This window comes from Prosthecobacter fluviatilis, assembly GCF_055388355.1.
This window is the reverse complement of the sequence record NZ_AP043782.1, coordinates 3,689,500-3,710,716: the sequence shown is the minus strand read 5'-3', so window position 1 is coordinate 3,710,716 and position 21,217 is coordinate 3,689,500. Positions and strand designations below refer to the sequence as shown.

Genomic DNA, 21,217 nt, shown 5'->3' with positions numbered 1-21,217 from the left:
CCCTCAAATTAAATCATTATGAATTTTTTACGCGTACATCGTTCATTTATCAGCGCGCTGATGATGTTGTTGATGTTCTCCTGGCAGGTAGGCCAGCCGCTGACTGCAGCGACCTTGTATTGGGATGCGGATGGTGTGCTGCCAGGCAACAGCCTGACCACAGGTGCCGGTCTGGGCGGTTCCGGGATATGGAACACAAGTCTGCCCTACTGGTGGGATGGAAACGTCACGGAAGCTCCAGCCACTTTCACAAGCGGCGACACCGCTGTTTTCATGGGGCTGGGGGGCGTTGTGCAACTGGGCTCTCCTGTTACTCTGGGATCTCTCACCTTTGGCCAGAGCGTAGGTGCTTCAGGCTTCAACATCACGGGAGATGGCACGGCGGGAAGCAACACGCTGACGCTCGCGGGGGCGGCGTCCATTGCGGTCAACGCAGCCGGTGCTGATACCATCAGTGCTGTGATTGCCGGCTCCAGCGGGCTGAATCTCAGCAGTACCACGACAGGCACGCTGGTCCTTTCCGGGGCCAACACCTTCAGTGGCAACATCAACATCAGCTCCGGGACACTGGGCATTTTTGCCGATGCCAATCTTGGGAATGCGGCCAATGACATCACATTCAACGGCAGTCTGGCTGCGGGCCTGATGTTCAATGCCCCTGTGACATTGGGGGCGGGGCGTACGATCACGCTTGGCAACACCGGCGGGGCCGTGGCGCTGCTTTCTTCAAACGGGGCTGCCGCACAGGTGGTGCTGGGGCAGGTGACAGGGGCCGGGACGCTGGCAGTGGCCAACGCCGGGACAACGTACCTTCTCAACACCGGCAACAACAACACGGGCATCCTCTGGGCACAATCGGGCACGGTTTCACTGAGCACTCTGCTGGACGGCGCAGGGAATGGCAACGTCCGGCTCGGTTCGGCTGGGACCACGGGGGGCCTGCAGTGGAATGTGGGTGCCACCGGGGCGCTGACCCTGAACAACCGGAGCATCGAACTTGCGGGCACCACGGGTGGCGGAACGATCGACAGCGCTTCGCTCGTGGCTGCGAACAGCATCACGATCAATTCAAACCTGGTGGCAAGCGGCAGCGGTGCCAAGACGCTGACGCTGACCGGTTTCAACACGGGCATCAACACGTTTGCCGGGCAGATCGTGAACAATACGACCACGACTGGCGTGAACAAAACAGGCATGGGCCTTTGGGTGCTGACGAATGCGAACAACACGTACACGGGTGCGACGACGGCCACAGCGGGCACTCTGAGGATCAACGGAGCAGGGGCGCTGAGCGCATCTTCGGCAATCGCTTTTGCAGGTGGCCAGCTGGAGCTGCGCAGCGACACGAGCAAGACTTGGGGAAACGTGAGCGGCATCACCGCCACCAGCACGCTGTTCATTGACCACACCCTAGGCGGAACAGCCGCAGGGCAGACGATCACGCTGGGAACATTCGCCGCCAACGGCACCTTTGCTCTGAACGTCGTTGGAGATCATGGCTACAACCTGACCACCGGCCTGATGACCGTGACCGGAGCGAAGACAGTAACTCTGAACAACTATCTTGGCGCCCCTGGCTACACGGCAGCAGGCTACTCGCCCGGGACGATCACCATCGGCAACGGCACCAATGCCATTACGACCGTCACCACGGGGACGGCAGCCCTGGTCCTGGCTGGCTATGGCGACTATGTTTTCGCAGGAGACATCAAGACGAGCAGCGCAGCCAACATCCCGCTCAACATCACCAAGAGCAATCTTGGCGTGGTGGTTTTCTCTGGCAACAACTCAAGCTGGTCCAGCACAACGCAGGGAATATTGAACACGACGGCGGGGACCACACGCATCAACGGTTCCACGTCTTCCATCGGTGGTTCCACCATCGGAGTGGCGGGTGGGATGACGGAGGTCCGCAACAATGCCAGCACCAACTGGTCTGCGAACAACCTGACTTTGCAGACGGCCAGCGGGACGTTCGTGGCGGCACCGCAGATCGGAAGCTCCAACACGGGAAATTTGCTCACGCTAGGTTCATTAACATCACTGACGACGGGTCTGACCTTCAGCTTTGACACGAACCACAGCTACGGGATCACCTTCAGCGGTGCCGGGACGACCGCGATTGCTGCCACGACCTTGAGCAACATCGGCAACGGAACGATCACCTATGCCGGAGGACTGACCAACACGGCCGCAGCGACGTGGACGATTGCTGGCAACGGGGACTCCGTGATCTCCGGGAGCCTGACCGAAGGCACAGGAGCTCTCGCGCTGACAAAGACGGGCCTGGGAACACTCACGCTCAGTGGTGCAGCCAATTCCTTCAACGGAACGCTCACGCTGACCGCGGGTATTCTCAAGCTTACCACAGCGCTCGGAACGGGCACCGGGAATCTGACGTTCAACAACACCGGCTCCGGTCTGCCGAACAACAACGTCATCGGGCTGGATCTGCGTAACAATGGCTCTCTGGACTTTTCCACTCATGGACTTGGCCGCTCGATCACCACCGTGTTCAATGTGGACAACAACGGCTCAGGAACGAATGGCACAATGACCCTCGGCGGCGGGCTTTCTCTTCAGGACAGCGGCTGGTCGGACCTGTTCATGGGAGCGAATGGTTACTCGCTCAAGTTTGGCGCTTCGTCTGCCGTGAAGGTGGGCATCGCTTCGCAGACAGCAGCGCTCAGCTACACTTTGTGGAATTACATCCCCAGCATTTCCGGGAACGGGAATGTCGAGCTGGCCGGCGGGCTGACCTTCTTTAATCCTTCGACTCAGACGGCGGCCATCGTTCTTGGTGGCACGGGTGATTACAAGATTTCCGGCGCGATCACCTACACGGCTGCGGGTACATCTGCTGACACGATCACCAAAAGCGGTCTTGGAACCGTGACTTTGACCGCAGACTCCAGCTCCACATGGAACACCGGCAGCACGGTCAACATTTACACCATGACCAACGGGATCACGCGCACCACGGTGGCCGGGGCGCTGGGCGGCGCCAATGCCAAAGTGAACGTGAACAGCGGGGTGCTGGATCTGCGTGGTGACACGGGATTTACACTGACGGCCCCCATCACTCTCGGTGCAAGCAACTCTTACATCAATGCGGACCGGGCGGTTGGGGGGGCGGGGACGGGGCAGACCATGACTTTGAACGGTGTCTCGTCAGGTGCATTCACCTCCTACTTCACCAGCGACAACAATTACTCGATCAACACGGGCACATTCACACAGACGGGTGCATCGGTCTTGGTGAACCGCATCGGGGGCACCGGGGCGCTGATCATCCCCACGCTGACGGGCACTTTTAATGCCAAGGTGGATGGCACAGGCAGCACCGGCATCACCACAGCGCTGACACTGGCCACTGGTACGCTGACCAAGAGCGGCACGGGCACGCTGACTGTTGGCGGACCTGCTGCGTATGCCGCCAGCAACACGAACGGTGCCGTCACAGTGAATGGCGGCACGCTGGCGCTGGATTTCACCGGGATCAGCACGGCCACGAACCTCCTGCAAAGCGCAGCTCTCACACTCGGGGCCGCGAGTGCGGGAGCAGTGAGCGGCGGCGCATTGAGCATCAAGGGGGCAGCCACGGGAAACACCAGCCAGACGTTGTCCACGCTCGCTGTGCAGGCTGGTTATGACCAGATCGTGCTCACGCCAAACGGTGCCGGCACCACCACGCTGGCCTTTACCGGAGCCATTACGGCGACGAATGCGGGCGGACAGCTGCTGATCAGCGCTCCGACAAACGCCACGGTGACGATTGGCTCCGCCTTGAACACGGCGGCAACCACCGGGCGCAACGTCGTTTTCTATGATGGCTCCAGTTATAACTGGGCAACGAATGCAGCCTCGGGAGGTGCGACGATTTCAGTGACCAATGGGTCTGCGCTCGCAGCGGTGAAGTATGCGGCTCTGGCGCTCACCGCTGGCACGGACACGAGCAATTCGCAGATCGCCACCAACGCACTTACCACACTGGGCGGGGCCCGGACGACAAACTCTCTCATGATCAGCCCTGGTGGGGCCGGCGGCAGTCTGGCGCTGGGCGCCAACACGCTGACGCTGACCCAGGGGGGCATTCTTTTCACAGGGGCGAACGCCTACACGATCACCGGCACCAGTGCGAGCAGCGGCCTGAAGAGCGCCACCGCCACAAACTCTGACCTCGTCATTAACAACTACAGCAGCAGTACGCTGAGCATCCAGGCTCCGATCATTCAGGGCACGGGCATTTCAACCCTGACTATCGGGGGCCTCAGCACTGGCACAACGGTGCTGGGAAATTCCAGCCTGCTGGCCACCGTGGGCACCTACACGGGCATCACCTACATCAACAGCGGCACCGTGCAGCTTGCCTCAGGCATTACGGGATTCGGCGCTGCAGCGAGCAACACGGCGCTGACTCAGAACGGGGGAACTCTGGACCTCAATGGCAACAATGTGAACGTCGGTGCTTTCAACGGCGGCCCTGCGGCGATCATCGACAACACGAATGCTGGAACGGCATCTTTGACCATCGGTGCCGGCAATGGCGCCGGCACCTTTACCGGAACCATCAAGAACACCGGAGGCGCGCTGAGCCTCATCAAAACCGGCACCGGAGCCATCACACTGGGTGATTTGACGGGCGCTGGCAGCCTTGCCTTTACCGGAGATTTGACGATCAACACAGCCGGCGCTTCGGGCGCCAATGTGCTGACCCTGGCGCTTGCGCTGGCAGATACTGCAGGAACCAAGATCAACCTTGGCACCGCAACCGCTGGAGACACCGTCCAGATGACCTATACCGGAGCCACAAACATGATTTTGAACAACCGCCAGTTTAACCTGAGCGGCCAGTCCAGTGCCACCATCACTGCCAGCGGTGTGAACGGTATCAACGGCACCCCCGGCATGCTGGTGATCAACAGCAACCTGCTGATGGATGGCACGGGTGCCAAGACACTGACACTGGGCGGCACTGCGGGTGCAACGGCGCCTGGCGGAGGCACGGTCAGCGGCATCACGGGCAGCGGGTCGGTGGCCACGATCAACCAGTTCAACGGGAACATCGGCAACGCATCCGGGGGCGGTGCCCTCACGCTGACGATCGCCGGGTCGGGCGGCTGGTCGCTCGGCGGGAACAACAGCTTCACCGGTGGCATGAACATTACCTCCACTGGCATCATCCGGGGCACCAGCGCCAATGCTTTTGGCGGCAGCGCCAACACGATCAACTGGACTGCAGCGGGGCAGCTGGACCTGCGCTCGGATTCATCGCTGAATTTCGGGAATGCAATCACTTGGGGCAACGCAGCGCTCAAGATCAATGTGGACCGCGCCATCAATGGCACAGGGTACGGGCAGGTGATGACGCTGGGGGCGATCACAGAGACCGTGTCCGGGCAGACGCTGACGGTGACCAATGCTCTTGGAGTGGGCAGCAACCTCAACGGCACCAATCCGATCACAGGCTATGGTTTGCGAGTCGCAGGCTTGATCCTCAATGCCGGCACCGCCACGACGATTACCAACGGCATCGGAGCCTCTTCTGTGGCCCAATTTGCTGTCCCAAATGCAGGAACCGGAACTGCGGGCGCATTCACCATCGATGGCATCAGCACGGCAGGTTCTCTTGGAGCCCATACACTGACCATCGGGTCGGCGGGCAATGCGCAGTCGGTGACCATCATCACGGGTGACATTGTCCAGGCGGCAGGGACCACGCTGGGCATACTTTACACGGGCAACAACCTCATGACTCTGGCAGGCCAGACTGCGAGCACCAATTACAGCGGGGGGCTGACGTTTAACAATGCTGCCACAGCCGCCTCTGACGCGAACTCCGCCATGACGGTGCGTGTCACGACGCAGTATGCGCTGGGAAGCGGCGCGGTCACTTTCAGCGGCAACAACTTTGGCACCCTGGAAGTGCGCAATGACTCCAGCGTGACCTACGCCAACAGCTTCATCATCAACAACGCTACAGCGGCGAACAACAGGCTGTATGTGGGTGAGGCGATCAATGGCTCCGGAGGGCATGGCAATCTCTTCACGTTTGGCCAGCTCACCTTCCAGGGCATCACTGCCAACGCACTGACGATCGGCGGCATCAGCAACAGCAACAACAACAGCGGTGACTCGGTCACTTTTGGCGGTGTTTCACTCAACCTTGCGGGAGCGGCGATATTTACCGTCACGAACAATCTGCTGCTTCCAGGCATGCTGAATCTGGGGAATGTGACCAGCACGAACACCACCGCAGCCACCACACAGACGCTGACGATTGCTGGAAGCGGTGTGACCGTTTTGGGAAATGTGACGGATTCGGCCACGGCCACGGCGCTGACGGCCATCACGTACAGCGGCACGGGCATCTTGGATCTTAGCGGGGCTACCAGCGCCAACACTTTTTCCGGCGGCCTGTCGCTGAACAACGGCGTGACCCGCGTGACCAATGCCTATGGGCTGGGCGCCAGCACGAACACGGTGGTGTTCAATGGCGGCACACTGGAACTTCGCAGCGACAGCAACGTCACGTATAACAATCCTTTGCAACTTCTGGCAACAGGCGCAGCTCCCGCCCAGGGCTCCGGGATCAATGTGGGGCAGCTTCCGGGCGGCACCGGAGTGAACGGCAGCTCGACGCCTGTGACTTTTACTCTGGCGCAATTGAAGGTGACTGCTGCCGGCAAGACCATTGCCATCAACGGGATTGGCGGGGTCGCCTCATCGTCGGCTTCTGTGGCGAGCAGTGCGGCGAGCGTTGTGTTTTCAGGCGGCATTGATCTGAACGGCTCGATAGGGGGGGCAACAACCATCACGAACAACCTGGCGCTGCCGGGCATTGTTGATCTGGGCAGTGTGAGTTCTTCCACAACGGGAGCCGCGACACTCACGGTCAACGGAGCTGGCTTCACCACGGTTGGTGATGTGAGCAACGGCAGTGGAACCGTGACGCTGACCTACGGCGGCACCGGCATCCTGCAGGTGACTCCGACAGCGACCACCACCACCAACTACAGCGGCGGCCTGAACCTTAGCGGCTCCGGCACCCTGCGGATCATTACCAACGGCACCGCAGCCAACTTTGGGGCGACGACCAACACCATCGCTCTGACCAACGGAACTCTGGACATCCGGACGGACTCCAACCTGAGCGTGGTCAACCCGATCACCGTGGCCACCAACAGCCCTACGATCAACGTGGACGCGGCAACGAGCGGCAATCTCAGCAGGACCGTCACCTTTGGCGGGGCTGTGACGACACTGACCACCACGGCCAAGACGCTCACGCTCACGAGCGGCAGCAACTATGGGATGACGTTCACGAACGGCTTCAGTGTGGTGACCTCGGGTGCCACCTACACCATCGCCAACAATGCCTCGGGTACGGTCAACCTGGGAGCGATTGATTTTCAGGCGGGCACCGGAGCGCTGACTCTCAGCGGATCTGGCACGACCATCGTGGGCAACGTGACAGGCACGGCCGCCGCACCTACACTCACCTATGCAGGCACCGGCTTCCTGGACATGACGGGCATCACGGGTGGCACTAATCCCTTCAGCGCCCTGACCCTGAGCGGTGCCGGTGGCATCGCGCGGGTGAACACGGTGACCAATCTTGGCGCGGCCGGCAGCGCTTTGACTTTTACGAGCACCACCACTGCGGCGACTCTCCAGATCCGTAACGACAACGGTGGCACAAGCAATGGCACCATCACCTTTGGCAACAATGTGGCGCTCAACGCCAACAATGCGCTGGGGATCATCGACTTGGGCAATGCCGGAGTGCTGGCCGCCACTGGCAACACGGTGGCTTTTGGAGCTCTGACCAACAGCACCACGGCCAACAGCATCGGCACACTGACGATCAATGGTGCCAATGGCTACGGTGCGAGCTTCACCAGCATCGCGCTGTCCAGCGGCACCACAGGGGTGGCCACGACTCTGGTGGCCAATGTCCCAGTGGCCATCACAGGCGGTGTCTCCAACGCCATGACGGTGACGGCGGGCAAAGGTAACACCCTGGTGCTCGACGGTGTCAGCACAGGCTCGATCTCCGGAAGCATCGCGGATGCCGCAGGCGGCTCTCTGGCTGCGGGTGGCTATACGGCCATCACCAAGCAGGGCACCGGGACCTGGACTCTTTCCGGTGCCAACACCAACGAGGGTGCGACCACGATCAACAGCGGGACGCTGCTCATCAATGGCTCGTCTGCGGCGAACAATGCGTACACGGTGAACGGTGGTGCCACACAGGGACTCCAGGGCACGCTGGGTGGCACTGGCACCATTGGAGGGTCGGTGACACTGGCGACAAACGGTGCCACTTCTTTCGCACAAGGAGCGGTGCTCACTCCCGGCACAGCCGGCGCAGTTGGCACACTGACGATCAACGGAACCCTGACGACAGGCAATTTCAGCAGTCTGAACTTTGACCTGGGCGGAAGCACGACGCCCGGAGGCGGTGTGAATGACCTGATCATCACAAGTCTTCTGCCGAATCTCGGGGCGAACACGCAGATCAACATCAACACACTGGCCACGCTCGCGGTCGGCAGCTACACACTCATCAACGGGTACACTGGCACGCTCACGCTGAGCAATCTGATCCTGGGCAATTTCACGGGTGTGGACACGATTCACTCGGGTGCGCTGCAGGTGTCTGACGGCATGCTGCAACTGCTCGTGACAGCTGCTGCGCCTGCCACCGCGTACTGGTCGGGGGCGATCAACAATACTTGGAACACTTTTGGGAGCGGAGTGACCACCAACTGGCGGACGGACGCCACGGGCAACGTGGACACCAATGCGCTGCCAGACGATGGAACAGACGTGCACTTTTACACGACGAACCCAAGCGTGCCCCTTGGGCCGGTCGATACCATCCTGGGCTCAAGCATCGGGATACGGACCTTGTCGTTTGATGCCAGCAGCGTGAATGCTGTTTCCATCTCCGGCAGTGTGCTCACCATCACGCCGACCAGCAGCAGCACGGGCATCAGCATTGATGCCGCCGCAGGGGCGGTGACGATCAACAGCGCGCTCACGCTGGGTGCGGCGCAAACGTGGACCAACAACTCCACCAGCAATCTCTTCACCGTGACCGGCAATGTGACCAACGGCGGCAATTCGCTCACCATCGCAGGTGCAGGGAACACCACGATAAGCACAGGTGTCATCAGCGGGACGGGTGGGCTGACAAAGAGCGGAATCGGCACGTTGACTCTGGGTGCGGCCAGCACCTATGGCGGTGCCACCATCCTGAGCGGTGGCACCCTGCGCCTGCTCACTGTCACCAATGCTCTGCCCACCACCACGGGGCTCACTCTTTCCGGAACGGCCACACTGATTGTGGACGGGGCGCAGACTCTCTCCGGAGCCTATGGCGACACAGCCACCAACACCCTGAATGGCAGTGCAGTGCTGACTTTCAACAGCGGTGCTATTACCATCAACAGCCTCATTGCCGGCAGTGCTGGCTTTGGAATCAGCCAGACCGGCACAGGAACGATCAGCCTTACCAATGCCAGCAGCACGAGCCTGGGGACGCTGAATGTGACAGCTGCAACTGCCAGCACCTCGACCATCGACATCGGCAGCAACACCTTTGCGGCCAGCGGCATCACGCTTGGCGGACTGGCAGCCACAAGCGCTCCAGTGATCGCGGGTTCGGGTGGCACACTCAACCTCGGCGGCAACGTGACCTACACGGCAACGAACAACCCGCTTGGCGGCCTTATCAGTGTCGCGAATCTGAATCTTCAAGGGGCGCAGCGCACGTTCACCGTGGGTGACAGCACCACAGCTGCGGCAGACCTCACCATCTCCTCCATTTTGAGCAACGGCTCACTCACCAAGGCTGGAGCGGGCACTCTGGTGCTCAGCGGCACAAACACCTACACGGGGCTGACGACGATCTCGGCAGGCACGCTGCAGCTGGGCATTGGTGGCACGGTGGGGTCGCTGGATCCCACGGGCGGGATAGCAAACAGCGGAACGCTGACGCTCAACCGGAGCAACACGATCACGCAGAGCACGGGATTTGGAAACATCAGTGGCACGGGATCGGTGATCATGAACGGAGGCGGCACGCTGGTTCTTGATGGCACCAACACATACACCGGCAACACCACCGTCAACGCGAGCACGCTGAACCTCACCGGGTCCTGGACCGGCAGTGCCTCCACATCCGCGCTGAAGTACGGGGATTCCGCAGGCATTTCGATCGTCAACTTGAGCGGCACCTACAGCGGCTTCATCATGACAGGGGCAAACGCCGTCGGCAGCGTTGCGGTCATGAACCAGACTGCTGGAACGGTGACGATTGTGCCTACCAATGGAACCGACACGCAGTGGGTTGCCAAGACAGGATACGGTTACCTCAACATCACCGGGGGCAATTTCAACACCGGCCGTTTCGACGTGAATGCGCCAGGTGGCTCGGCGGTCGGGGTGCTGTATGTGGGAGGCACGGGTACGCTGACACAAAACACGGGAGACTATTTCATCATCGCGTATGCCGGGCTGGCGCAGATGACGGTGGGACCGGGCGGCAGCTTCATCCGGACGTCCGGTGCCAGCAACAACTTCCAGATCACCATGCAGAACGCGAACAGTTCCGGCACGTTGAACATTGCAGGCGGCACAGTGAACACGGGACCAGCGAAAGGAATCACCTTTGGTTTTTCCTCCCCGGGAACAGGCATCTCAGGCTTTGTGAACCTGGCGGCTGGAACGCTGGCCGTGGGTGCAAACACCGCGCTTGTAGGAACGACCGGTGCTACCAGTGAATACTTTAACTTCACGGGCGGCACGCTGAAGGCGAATGCAGCCCTGACCAATGTGATTCCTGCTTCAACGGCCAATCACACGGTGGTCAGCAACAATTTTGGGGCCATCAACAACTTTGCCGCGACAGGGGATGCCTCGCAGAATTTTACCGGCGGCCTGAAGGTGGACACCAACAGCTTTGCGGTGACCTTTTCCAACGTTTTGCAGGGAGCCACGGGCAGCGGGGTGGCGCAGTCGAGTCTGACAGTGACGGGAGGGACGGGCTATGTGGGCGCCCCGGCCGTGGAGTTCACAGGTGGCACGCTGGTGGCCGGGGGCACACCTGCCTCGGGATATGCATTGATCAGCGGCGGACAGGTGACGGGAATCGTCATCACCAATCCAGGTACTTATACCGTGGCGCCGACGGTGACACTGTCTGGTGGCGGTGGAACAGGAGCCTCTGTGGCTGTGGGAACGCTGGTGGCCAATACAAGCGGTGGTCTGACAAAGATAGGCACTGGGACTCTGACACTGAGCGGGGCAAACACCTTCACCGGAGGAATAGACATCCAGGGAGGTCTGCTCAGCGTGGCCACGCTGACCAACGGAGGTGTGAACGGCACCCTTGGGGCTTCCTCCAACAGTGCCGCAAACCTGCTGCTCGGCAGCACGACTGCCGGGGGCGGCATTTTGCAATACACCGGCACGACCGCAGGCACCACGGACCGCAACTTTACTCTCAACAATGTCAGCGGCGGCTTTGATGCTTCGGGGACGACGGCGGGAACGCTGACTCTCACCGCGAGCAACGCCATGACGGTGACGGGAGGTCTGGGCAACGCGTTCCTCTACCTTCAGGGCAGCGGCACTGGCACGGCAGGAGCGGGCAGCATCGGAACTCTGCTGGCAGACGGAACGGGCACCACGGTGGGGCTGGTCAAGCAGGGAACGGGGACCTGGGCGGTGACGAACACCAACACCTACAGCGGCAGCACGACTCTGACGGCTGGCACGCTGGTCGTCACCAGCCTTGCAAACGGCGGCGTGGGCAGCAACATCGGAGCTGCAACGAACGCCGCCGGCAATCTCGTGTTCAACGGCGGCACCTTCCAATACACTGGCGGTGACACCAGCACAGACAGGCTCTTCAGTGTCGGGGGCTCCTTCTCACTGGACGGCTCGGGCACAGGTGCAGTCAGCTTTACCAATACCGGGGCCTACGCCATGTCCGGCACCGCCAGCGCTCGTACGATGACTCTGACGGGAACCAGCACGGGCAGCAACACCTTGTATGGCAGCATTGCTGACAGTGGCACCGGTGCAAACATCACCTCTCTCACCAAGTCTGGGGCGGGGCGGTGGATCCTGGCAGGGGCAAACACGTACTCCGGAACCACGACCATCTCGGCAGGGATTCTTCAAATCAACGGTGCTGCCGCGTTGTCTTCCTCCACAGCCATCTCGCTTTCAGGAGGCACGTTCTCCTATCGTGATGACACCGCCGGGGCGATCGACCGGACGGCAACCAACCTCACACTCGCCACGTCTGGATCAACCATTGATGTGGGCAACAACGGTGGCGCCACGACCGGCAGCGTGGTCAGGTTTGGCGCTCTGACTCAGCTTTCCGCAGTCGTGCGTACGCTGAATTTCACCGGTTCCAACGGCTATACGGTGGAGCTGGCAAGTCTGGCGCTTTCTCCTGGCACAGGACAGACCACAACTCTGAACCCGACGACGACGTCCGTCAGCATCGTGGGTAATGTGACCAACGGAATGAGCGGGTTTACGAGCGCGCAATTTGACACCATCGTACTGAGTGGCAGCAGCACCGGCAACAGCATCGGCGGGGTCATTTCCGACGCTGTCGGTGGGTCTGCGACTGCAGGTGGCTTCACCAGGATCACGCAGAACGGAGGCGGGAGCTGGAGGCTGTCCGGGCAGAGCACGAGCACGGGCGCCGTGGCCGTGCAGAACGGCACGCTCTGGCTCGCAGGAGGGGACAACCGTCTTAACTCCAATGTGGTCAGCGTGACTCTGGGCACTGGCACCACCAGCGGCAAGATCGTCATCGGTGGCAATGCCGACGGGACGACGACAGCAGGCTCACAGCGCTCGCAGACGTTCAACCAGACAACATCCACCAACATCCTCAGCACCAGCGGCACGGGGACTTCAAACAGCATCGTAGGCGGTGCGGATGGCGGCACGAGCGCCGGAAGCCCGGTGAACAATTCGACGCTGACCCTGAACATCGGGGCAGGACTGACCGACACCTACAGCGGTCTCATCGGCTGGGATGGCACCGGAAGCGTCGGCTTCCAAAACAACATCAACCTGGTGAAGAGCGGTGCGGGCACCCTCGTTCTGACAGGTGACCTTTCGAACTGGACTGGCACCCAGACCAATGCGGCGGAAGGCACGGATCTCACGATCGATCCCACGCGCCCGACCATCACCATCTCGGGAGGTGTGCTGCGTGCGACAGGAGTGCTCAACACTGTGGTGCTGCAGACCGGCGGCATCTTTGATGACCAGACGACCAGCCATGGGGTGAACTTCTACCTGAAGATCACCGGTGGCCTGGTGACGAGCAACGCCCTGACTGACAACGCCGAGGACGTGGTGGAGGCCATCTCTCACGGCGTGTATGCACTGAACTTTAACAACACCGGCACGACAGGCGTTTCCGGCAGTGACATGTATCTGGGGGCTGTGGGTGCGCGCATTTTCAGCGGCTCAGCTTTGGCAGCGGGATCTGGAAGCACCTATCGCTTTGGTGGCGGTGCTCCCTGGGCGGCGGTCTCCACCGCCACGCTGGGAGGCAGCGGCGGCTACCTGCAGATCGCCACAGCGAATGTGATCACGGGTGCGAACAATGTGATTATTGGTGACAATGGGTCGTATGGCAGCGGCCTGGGCATTTATGGCGGCAACAGCACGGTGGAATTCACCGCAGCACAAAACTACACGGGCACCACAACGCTGGCGGGCGGCACGCTGGTGGTTTCGAACAGCAACCAGCTGGGCATTCCGACAACCACCACCGGCAGCCTCATTCTGGACGGAGGCATCCTGCGCTATTCGGGCATCACTATGGATTTGTCCAACCGCATCACCATAGCCAGTGGAGGCACCATCGACACCAACGGACAAAACGTCACCTTCGCCACGGCTCTGGGCAACGGCAACACCGGCACCAGCGGCCTGAGCAACGGTGGGCTGACCAAAATCGGCCTGGGAACTTTGACCCTGACTGCTGCCAGCACCTACACCGGCACGACCACAGTGAGCGGCGGCACTCTCAAGCTCAACAGGCAGACGGGCTCTCTGGCTTCGGGGTCGGCACTGTCCTTTGGTGGCAACGGCACCTTTAACATGGACAACACGGGTGCTTCCGGAACCCTGAGCCAGACATTTGGAACGCTCACCTTTGGCGTCGGTGATGGTGTTGTGCTTTCCACCCGCACTGCGGCCCAGAGCACGACGCTGACTTTTGCGGCACTGCCGACGCGCACTGCAGGAGCCACCGGAAACTTCGCGGTGGCTGGAACGGGCTCTTCTGCGTCTGTCAATAAAGTGATCCTCACCTCCGCGCCGACAGCCGGCCAGTTCCTGAACGCCGGTCTCTACTTCGGCGGGGTTGATTTCGCAGTGTATGATGCGACGGGCTACGTCCGCGCCATCAACTATTCCACGGACACGAACGTTGCCACTTCGGCAGGTGGTGCCACACTTGGCGCTTCGGTGGCGGGCAAGGACATCCAGCTCAACACCGCTGCTGTGACCGCGCAGACCACGGTGTCCATTAACTCGCTCAAAATCGCCGGAGCTTTTGGCATCACTCTTGGGTCGGGACAGACGCTGACCATTGCCAGCGGCGGCCTGATCAAAACGGGAACCACGGCCACCATCACTGGCGGCACTGTGGCAACTAGCGGAGAGCTGGTCATCCGGCAGGATGCATCTGCGGATGCGCTGACCATTGCCAGCGTCATCACTTCTGGCACTGGGGTGGCCGGCAATGTGGCGCTGACAAAATCCGGGCTTGGCACGCTGACCTTGAGCACATCGACGAACGCCATCAACGGACAGATCGTGATCAATGGCGGCACGGTCACCGTGGACAGTGTGAACCGTATCGCGGGCAGCAGCGGCATCACGCTCAATGGCGGTGGCTTTACGATCAGCGGCAACTCGACCATCAACCGAGTGTTCACGCTGGGGCTTAACGGTGGCACGATCACCCAGAGCAGCACGGGGCAGGACAACACCATCGGCACGGCGGGCGATGTGCTGCAGCTTGCCGGAATGGGGGCGCGCACTCTGACGCTGGTGGGTGCCGATGCCCGCGTGAAAATCTTCACTTTCAGCATTGGCGACAACGGCGGAGCCACCAGCCTGATTCTGAGCGGATCAGGAGACTCCAGTGTTTACCGTTTGTCCGGGACCAACACCTACACTGGCACGACCACGATCAACCGAGGCGTTTTGCGCGTGAATGCGCAGACAGATCTGGGTGGCGGCGTGGGTGGAGCGACCCCGAACTCGACCAACACAGGGGGCGGCAACCTGATCTTTGCTGCGACCGGCACGCAGCGCGCGATTCTGGAAATCAACAGCACCGTTGGGGGTGTTTACCGTTCTGTGGGAACCGGGTTTGACCAGATCCAGTGGACGGGCAACGGCGGTTTCAGCAACCAGACTGCGAACACGACTGCGGTGGTGAACTTGGGCGGTGCCGGGGCCACTCTGACGTGGGGCGCGGCCAGCTTTGTGCCTGCGGCCTCCAGGCTGCAGCTCGGGCAGGGCGGGGCAAACGTCGCTGCAGCCGGGACGGTGGATTTCCAGAACAGCATCGACTTCGGCACGGCGGTGCGCACGCTGGATATTGGCAACGGCTCAGCCATCGTGGATGCCATCCTGAGCGGCAACCTCATCTTTGGCTCCGGTGGTGGCTTTACCATGACCACAGGCATCGGCGCATTGTCTCTTACCGGGACGAACAACACAGGGGTGGTGCCGGTGACTGTTTCGGGAGGCATGCTCTACTTTGCCAGCGCGAATGCGGTCCTTGGCGCAAGCGGCACGATCACGGTGACTCATGGAGCCAGTGCTCCTGCGGCCATTGGAATGGCGGGATCCACGAACCCCCTGCTTTTCTGGAACAGCCGCCTGGCATCGAGCTCCAACGGTGCTTTTGCCCTGGATGTGAACAGCAGTGACAATCTGGACTTCAGTGTGGGCAATGTGACGAACATGCGTCTCACAGCCTTCAATCCCGCCAACAAGGCGGTGTATTACACCGGCATAATGACCCCGAACGGTTCCACCTACCGTTTTGGTGGCGTGGCTCCTGTGATAAGCACCAATGCACCATCGACGACATTGGTGCTGTCCGGCAAAAACACCCTGACCGGAGCACGCAGTGTGGACCTGGCTCCCGGCAATCTGACGGTGACCGCCACGCAGAACTACAGCGGCGGCACTGGGGTGAACACGACGCTGGCGGGGTCCACCAGCGTGGTGGGAGTGGGCTCTGATGCCGCGTTTGGCACGGGAACCATCACCGTCGGCGGTGCTAATACAGTGACGTTTGGTGCGGTCAATGGCGACCGCGTGGTGGCCAACCGCATCCTGGACACGCAGACGGGCACTGTTGCCTTTGTGGTGTCGGGCGACCAGACCAGCGACGGCATCGCCAACAACACGAACCAAGGGGCCATCACGTATGCCGGCACACTGGATCTGAATGCACGCGCTGCTTCTGCTGTGCTGCACATACGCACCAGCCATGCCGCAATCTTTTTGGGCAACATCACCAACAGCACCAACGGTATCACGCTCAACAGCAGCACGGCGAGCTTGTTCAGCATCCTCTCCGCTGCTGGCAACGGTGGTGTGGCGAAGACATTCTCCGGAGCGGTGACCCTCGGTGACAGCACCACTTTGACCATCGATGGAGACAGCTCGCTGGGCACCAACGGGGGGCTGACGATGGGCAGCAGCACGCTCATACTGCAGCCGGGCACTTCTGGCGCCATCGTTCTTGCGGGAGCCAGTACAAGGACGCTGACGGTGACTGCCGATAAATCGCCCAATTTTGTCGTCGGCGCTGGCGGCACGCTCGTGATCACGGGAGCGATCAACGGCGGAACCAACACGGCGGCCAGGACTTTTACCAAATTCGGCGCAGGAACGCTGACGCTGCGTGGGGCCAACGGCACCTACACGGGTGCGACAGGTGGATTTGCCAACACGATGCAGATCAATGGCGGCAAGCTGCAGCTGGATTCCGTCAATTTCACCGCGGCAACGGATCGGTTCATTGCTGAGACGACGCTTATGCCGCTGACCTTTGGAGCGGGGTCGGCCACGCTCGGTGGCGGCGGCACCCTGGAGATCGTTCACGATGCTGCGAAAGCATTCGCTTTGACGCAGGCGTTTGGAAACCTGACGATCAACCAGGGGGCGCATACCATCGCGCTGACCAACAACAACGCCACGCAGGCGCTGAACCTCAACCTGGGCAACGTCTTCACCCGCGCGGCGCTCAATGGTGGTACGCTGAACTTCACCAGCACGACGGCCGGCGGCGCCAACACCATCATCTCCACGATAGCGAACAATTCGGGCGGCATCATCGGCGGTTATGCGACGTTTAACGGTCTTGACTGGGCCGTGCAGTCTGGGAGCAACAGCATCATCGCGCTGGCGGCTGGCAGCTACACCACGCTCACGGCCGCCGCCAACAGCACCACTGGCAATTTCATCCTAAGCAGCGGCTCGGTGACGCTGAGCACTTCTGGGGCCAGCTTCAACACACTGAAACTCGTGGGCAGCTCGGGCGGCACAAATCTGACGCTCAACGGCACCAATGCTCTGACCTCGGGTGGGGTGATCTTTGACAACACCCTTGGAAGTGCAACCATTTCCGGGGGCACTCAGCTTGGGGCCACGGGCTCTGAAATCATCGTCTTCACCGGCGGAACGGGGAACAATTCCACGAACAGGCTGACGCTTAATGCGGTGGTCAAAGGCACTGCGACAGCGCTGACGAAATCGGGCGCCGGCACATTGGTGCTCGCAGGTGCCAACAGCTACACGGGCTCCCTCATCATCAATGCGGGAACAGTCGAATACAGCAACGGCAGCGCCACGGGACAGAACCTGGGCACCCCGACGGCGGGTGCCACCAACATCATCCTCAACGGAGGCGTCCTGCGCCAGACGGCCACCAACAACCTGATCTTTGGCATCACTGTCAACGGATCTGCCGCCATCGACCTCGCATCAGGGGTGACCTTGACGCAGACAGCGCAGGGCATTACCGGCATTTCCAGCGCCACGGGACTCAACACCGGTCTGCTGCAGAAAACGGGGCTCGGAACCCTGACGCTGGCAGGCACGACAGCGAACAGCAACCTGAGCATCGAAGTCGTCGGTGGTGTGCTCAATCTGGGCAAGTCGTCAGTGCTGGCGCTGGGCGAGGCCACCAATGGCAATGGTGTGCCATATGCGGCATTGATTGTGGGCAGCGGGGCTGTGGCGAATCTGACAGGGGCGGGCGGCAACCAGATCGGTGATGCCTCCAGCGTGGTCGTCAGAAGCGGAGGCATCTTTGATGTGATGGGCACAGGGGCCACTGCAACGGCGGAAAGTTTTGACGGCCTTGCGGGTACCGGAACCGTCCGCAACACGGTGGGCACGCTCTTCACGCTCACGCTGGGCTCGAACAACAGCAGCAACCTGGCGCCCTACACGCTGGGCGCAGCAGCTGCCGGGGTGAGCTCCACAGGGCTGAACAACTTTGGGGGTGTTATTCAGGGGAACATCTCCTTGAACAAGATCGGCAGCGGCACGCAGATCTTGAGCGGCAACAACACCTACTCCGGCTCCACGATCATCAATGAGGGGACCTTGAAGCTTGGCACCACGAATGCACTGCCAAGCGGTGCGGGCAAAGGTGACGTCACACTCGTCGGCGACAGCACCGCCACCGGTGTGGCCATCGGTGGTTCCGCCACGGTCCTCGCTCCAGGAACTCTCGATCTGGGCGGCTATAATCAGGCCATCAACGGACTCAACTCCACCACGGGCGGCTATGTGATCAGCACGCCAGGTGCGGGTGCGAACACCAGCAACACACTGACGGTTGGCAACGGTGATGCGAACGGAGCCTTCAACGGGGTGATTGCGGACGGGTACGCGGTCGGCGCGGACTCCACGACAGCGGCACCGCTGGCCTATGCCGGCGTGATCAATTTCACCAAAACAGGTGCAGGCACGCAGGTGCTGAGCGGAGCCAACACGGCCAGCGGCCTCCTGACGGTGAACCAGGGCGAGGTGGATCTGAATGCAACGGCTGCGAACGCCTGGTCTGGCAACGTCATCGTGAACACCACGGGCGTCCTCAAACTCCTGCAGAGCAGCCAGATTCTGGACAGCATGACGCTGACTGTTGCCGGAGGCACCTTCCGCCTCAACGGCTACACGGAGACGGTGGCCGGGGTCTCACTGACTGGCGGTGGTTTCATCCTCGACATTGTCGGTGGCGGGGCGCTGACCAGCACGACGACGTTTGACCTGCAGAGCGGCACGGTGTCTGGCGTCCTCGCTGGCAGCGTGGGTGTGAGCAAGACGACCGGCGGCACCGTTATTTTGAGCGGAGCAAACACCTTTACGGGCAAGACCTCTGTGACAGGCGGGGTGCTGAGCATCTCTGCGGACAACAATCTGGGAGCGGCGCCAGGCAGCAATGTGGATGACCAGCTCACGCTGGACGGAGGCACGCTGCAGACCACGGCGTCTCTGGTGATCGCCAGCACACGGCGGATCACGGTCGGTGTTTCTGGCGGAACATTTGACACCGCAGCGGCAACCACGACGACCGTGAACAGTGTGATTCTGGGCAGCGGCCCGATCACCAAAGTCGGTGCAGGAACACTGATCTTCACAGCGGTGAACACCTACAGCGGCAAGACAAGCATCCAGGAGGGGACACTGAGCGTGGCCTCCCTTAACAGCGTCGCGACACCTGCACAAAGCGCTGGCAGCAGCCTGGGAACACCGAGCAACGCTGCCAACGGCACCATCGACATGGGTTCAGGCGCCACTGCAGGCGCCCTCGTTTACACCGGGACAGGCGAAACGACGGACCGGGTGGTGAACCTTGCTGGTACCACGGGCGGCGCCACGCTGGATCAGTCTGGAACAGGAGCCATGAAATTTACGAGCGACTTCACGGCCACGGGGGCGGGCTCCAAAGTTCTCACCCTCCAGGGGTCCACCACGGGCACGGGCGAAATCAGCGGTGCCATCGTGGACAACAGCGGCACCAACACGACCAGCGTGGTGAAGGCCGGCAGCGGCACCTGGGTGCTCAGCGGTGCGAACTCCTACGCAGGCACGACGACGGTCAACGGCGGGACTCTGGTCATCAGTGGCACGCAGGCTTCCACCGGGGCGACGACGGTCAATGGCGGCACGCTGCAAGTAGGCGCAGGTGGAACAGGCAGCATCACCGCCAGCACGGTGACCGTGGGCAATGGCGGAACGCTTTCGGGCTCTGGCACGATCGCGACCAGCACGATCATCGGCAGCGGTGGTGTACTGGCTCCGGGAGATGGTGATCCGAGCACGGGCAATGCGACGCTGACCTTCAGCGCTGCCTCGAACTCGCTGACGGTGGCGAACACGGGCTCGATCCATCTGAGCCTGACCACCGCGGACTCGACCGACACGGCATTTGCCGCGTGGTTCCACGCCAATCCCAGCGGAACGGCAGCAGACTATGTCTCGAGCATTGGCGGGATCGCGAACACAGGAGCGGGCACGAGCTGGAATGACACGCATGCAGGCAGCCATGATTTCATCTCAGCCGCTGATACGATCGTTCTGGGCAGCAGCAGCACAGCAGACCAGCGGGTGGTGGTGTCTCTGAACAATCTTTCCGGAGTGACTTACGGCAGCGTCTTCAATGTGATGGACTGGAGCACGCTGGGGGTGACACATGACGACAGCGCCCTGTCTGCGATGGGAGCCTTCAGTGTGGCGAACAACCTGCAGCTGCAGGACCTGACCAGCTTCTCGGCAGGGCTGGCATGGGACACCAGCCTCTTTGACAGCTATGGCATTTTGGTGGTGGTGCCCGAGCCTGGGCGCCTGCTCCTGATCATGCTGGGGCTGCTGGGGCTGCTGCTGCGCCGCCGTCGTCGCCTGGCTGCCTGATCACCCGAATCTGGATACAGGGGGGATTCAGCACATTATCCCTTCTGTTTTGCGGTGGATGGTGCGTGGAAAGGTCACAAACGGCGTGGGACTGGACACAAACAGAGGGGCAATCAAAGGAAAGGTTGCCTTTTATGTGACGTTTTGGCTAGGCTCGTGAAATTCCAGTCCGCGCCCTCCCGGGCTCGGCGATGTGCCTGACCTACCTACTATT

General features: G+C 61.2%; 1 protein-coding gene. It reads left to right on the top strand.

The genetic code is table 11. The features are described 5' to 3' along the window. The first annotated feature begins 18 nt into the window (after window positions 1-18). Window positions 19-21,003, top strand: coding sequence for an autotransporter-associated beta strand repeat-containing protein (locus ACZ5WW_RS14345; RefSeq protein WP_377171972.1), 20,985 nt, complete (start codon window positions 19-21; stop codon window positions 21,001-21,003). The last annotated feature ends 214 nt before the right edge of the window (window positions 21,004-21,217 follow it).

Coding starts and splice junctions, on each gene's coding strand:
- ACZ5WW_RS14345 (WP_377171972.1), top strand. CDS start 19: ATGAATTTTTTACGCGTACATCGTTCATTTATCAGCGCGCTGATGATG.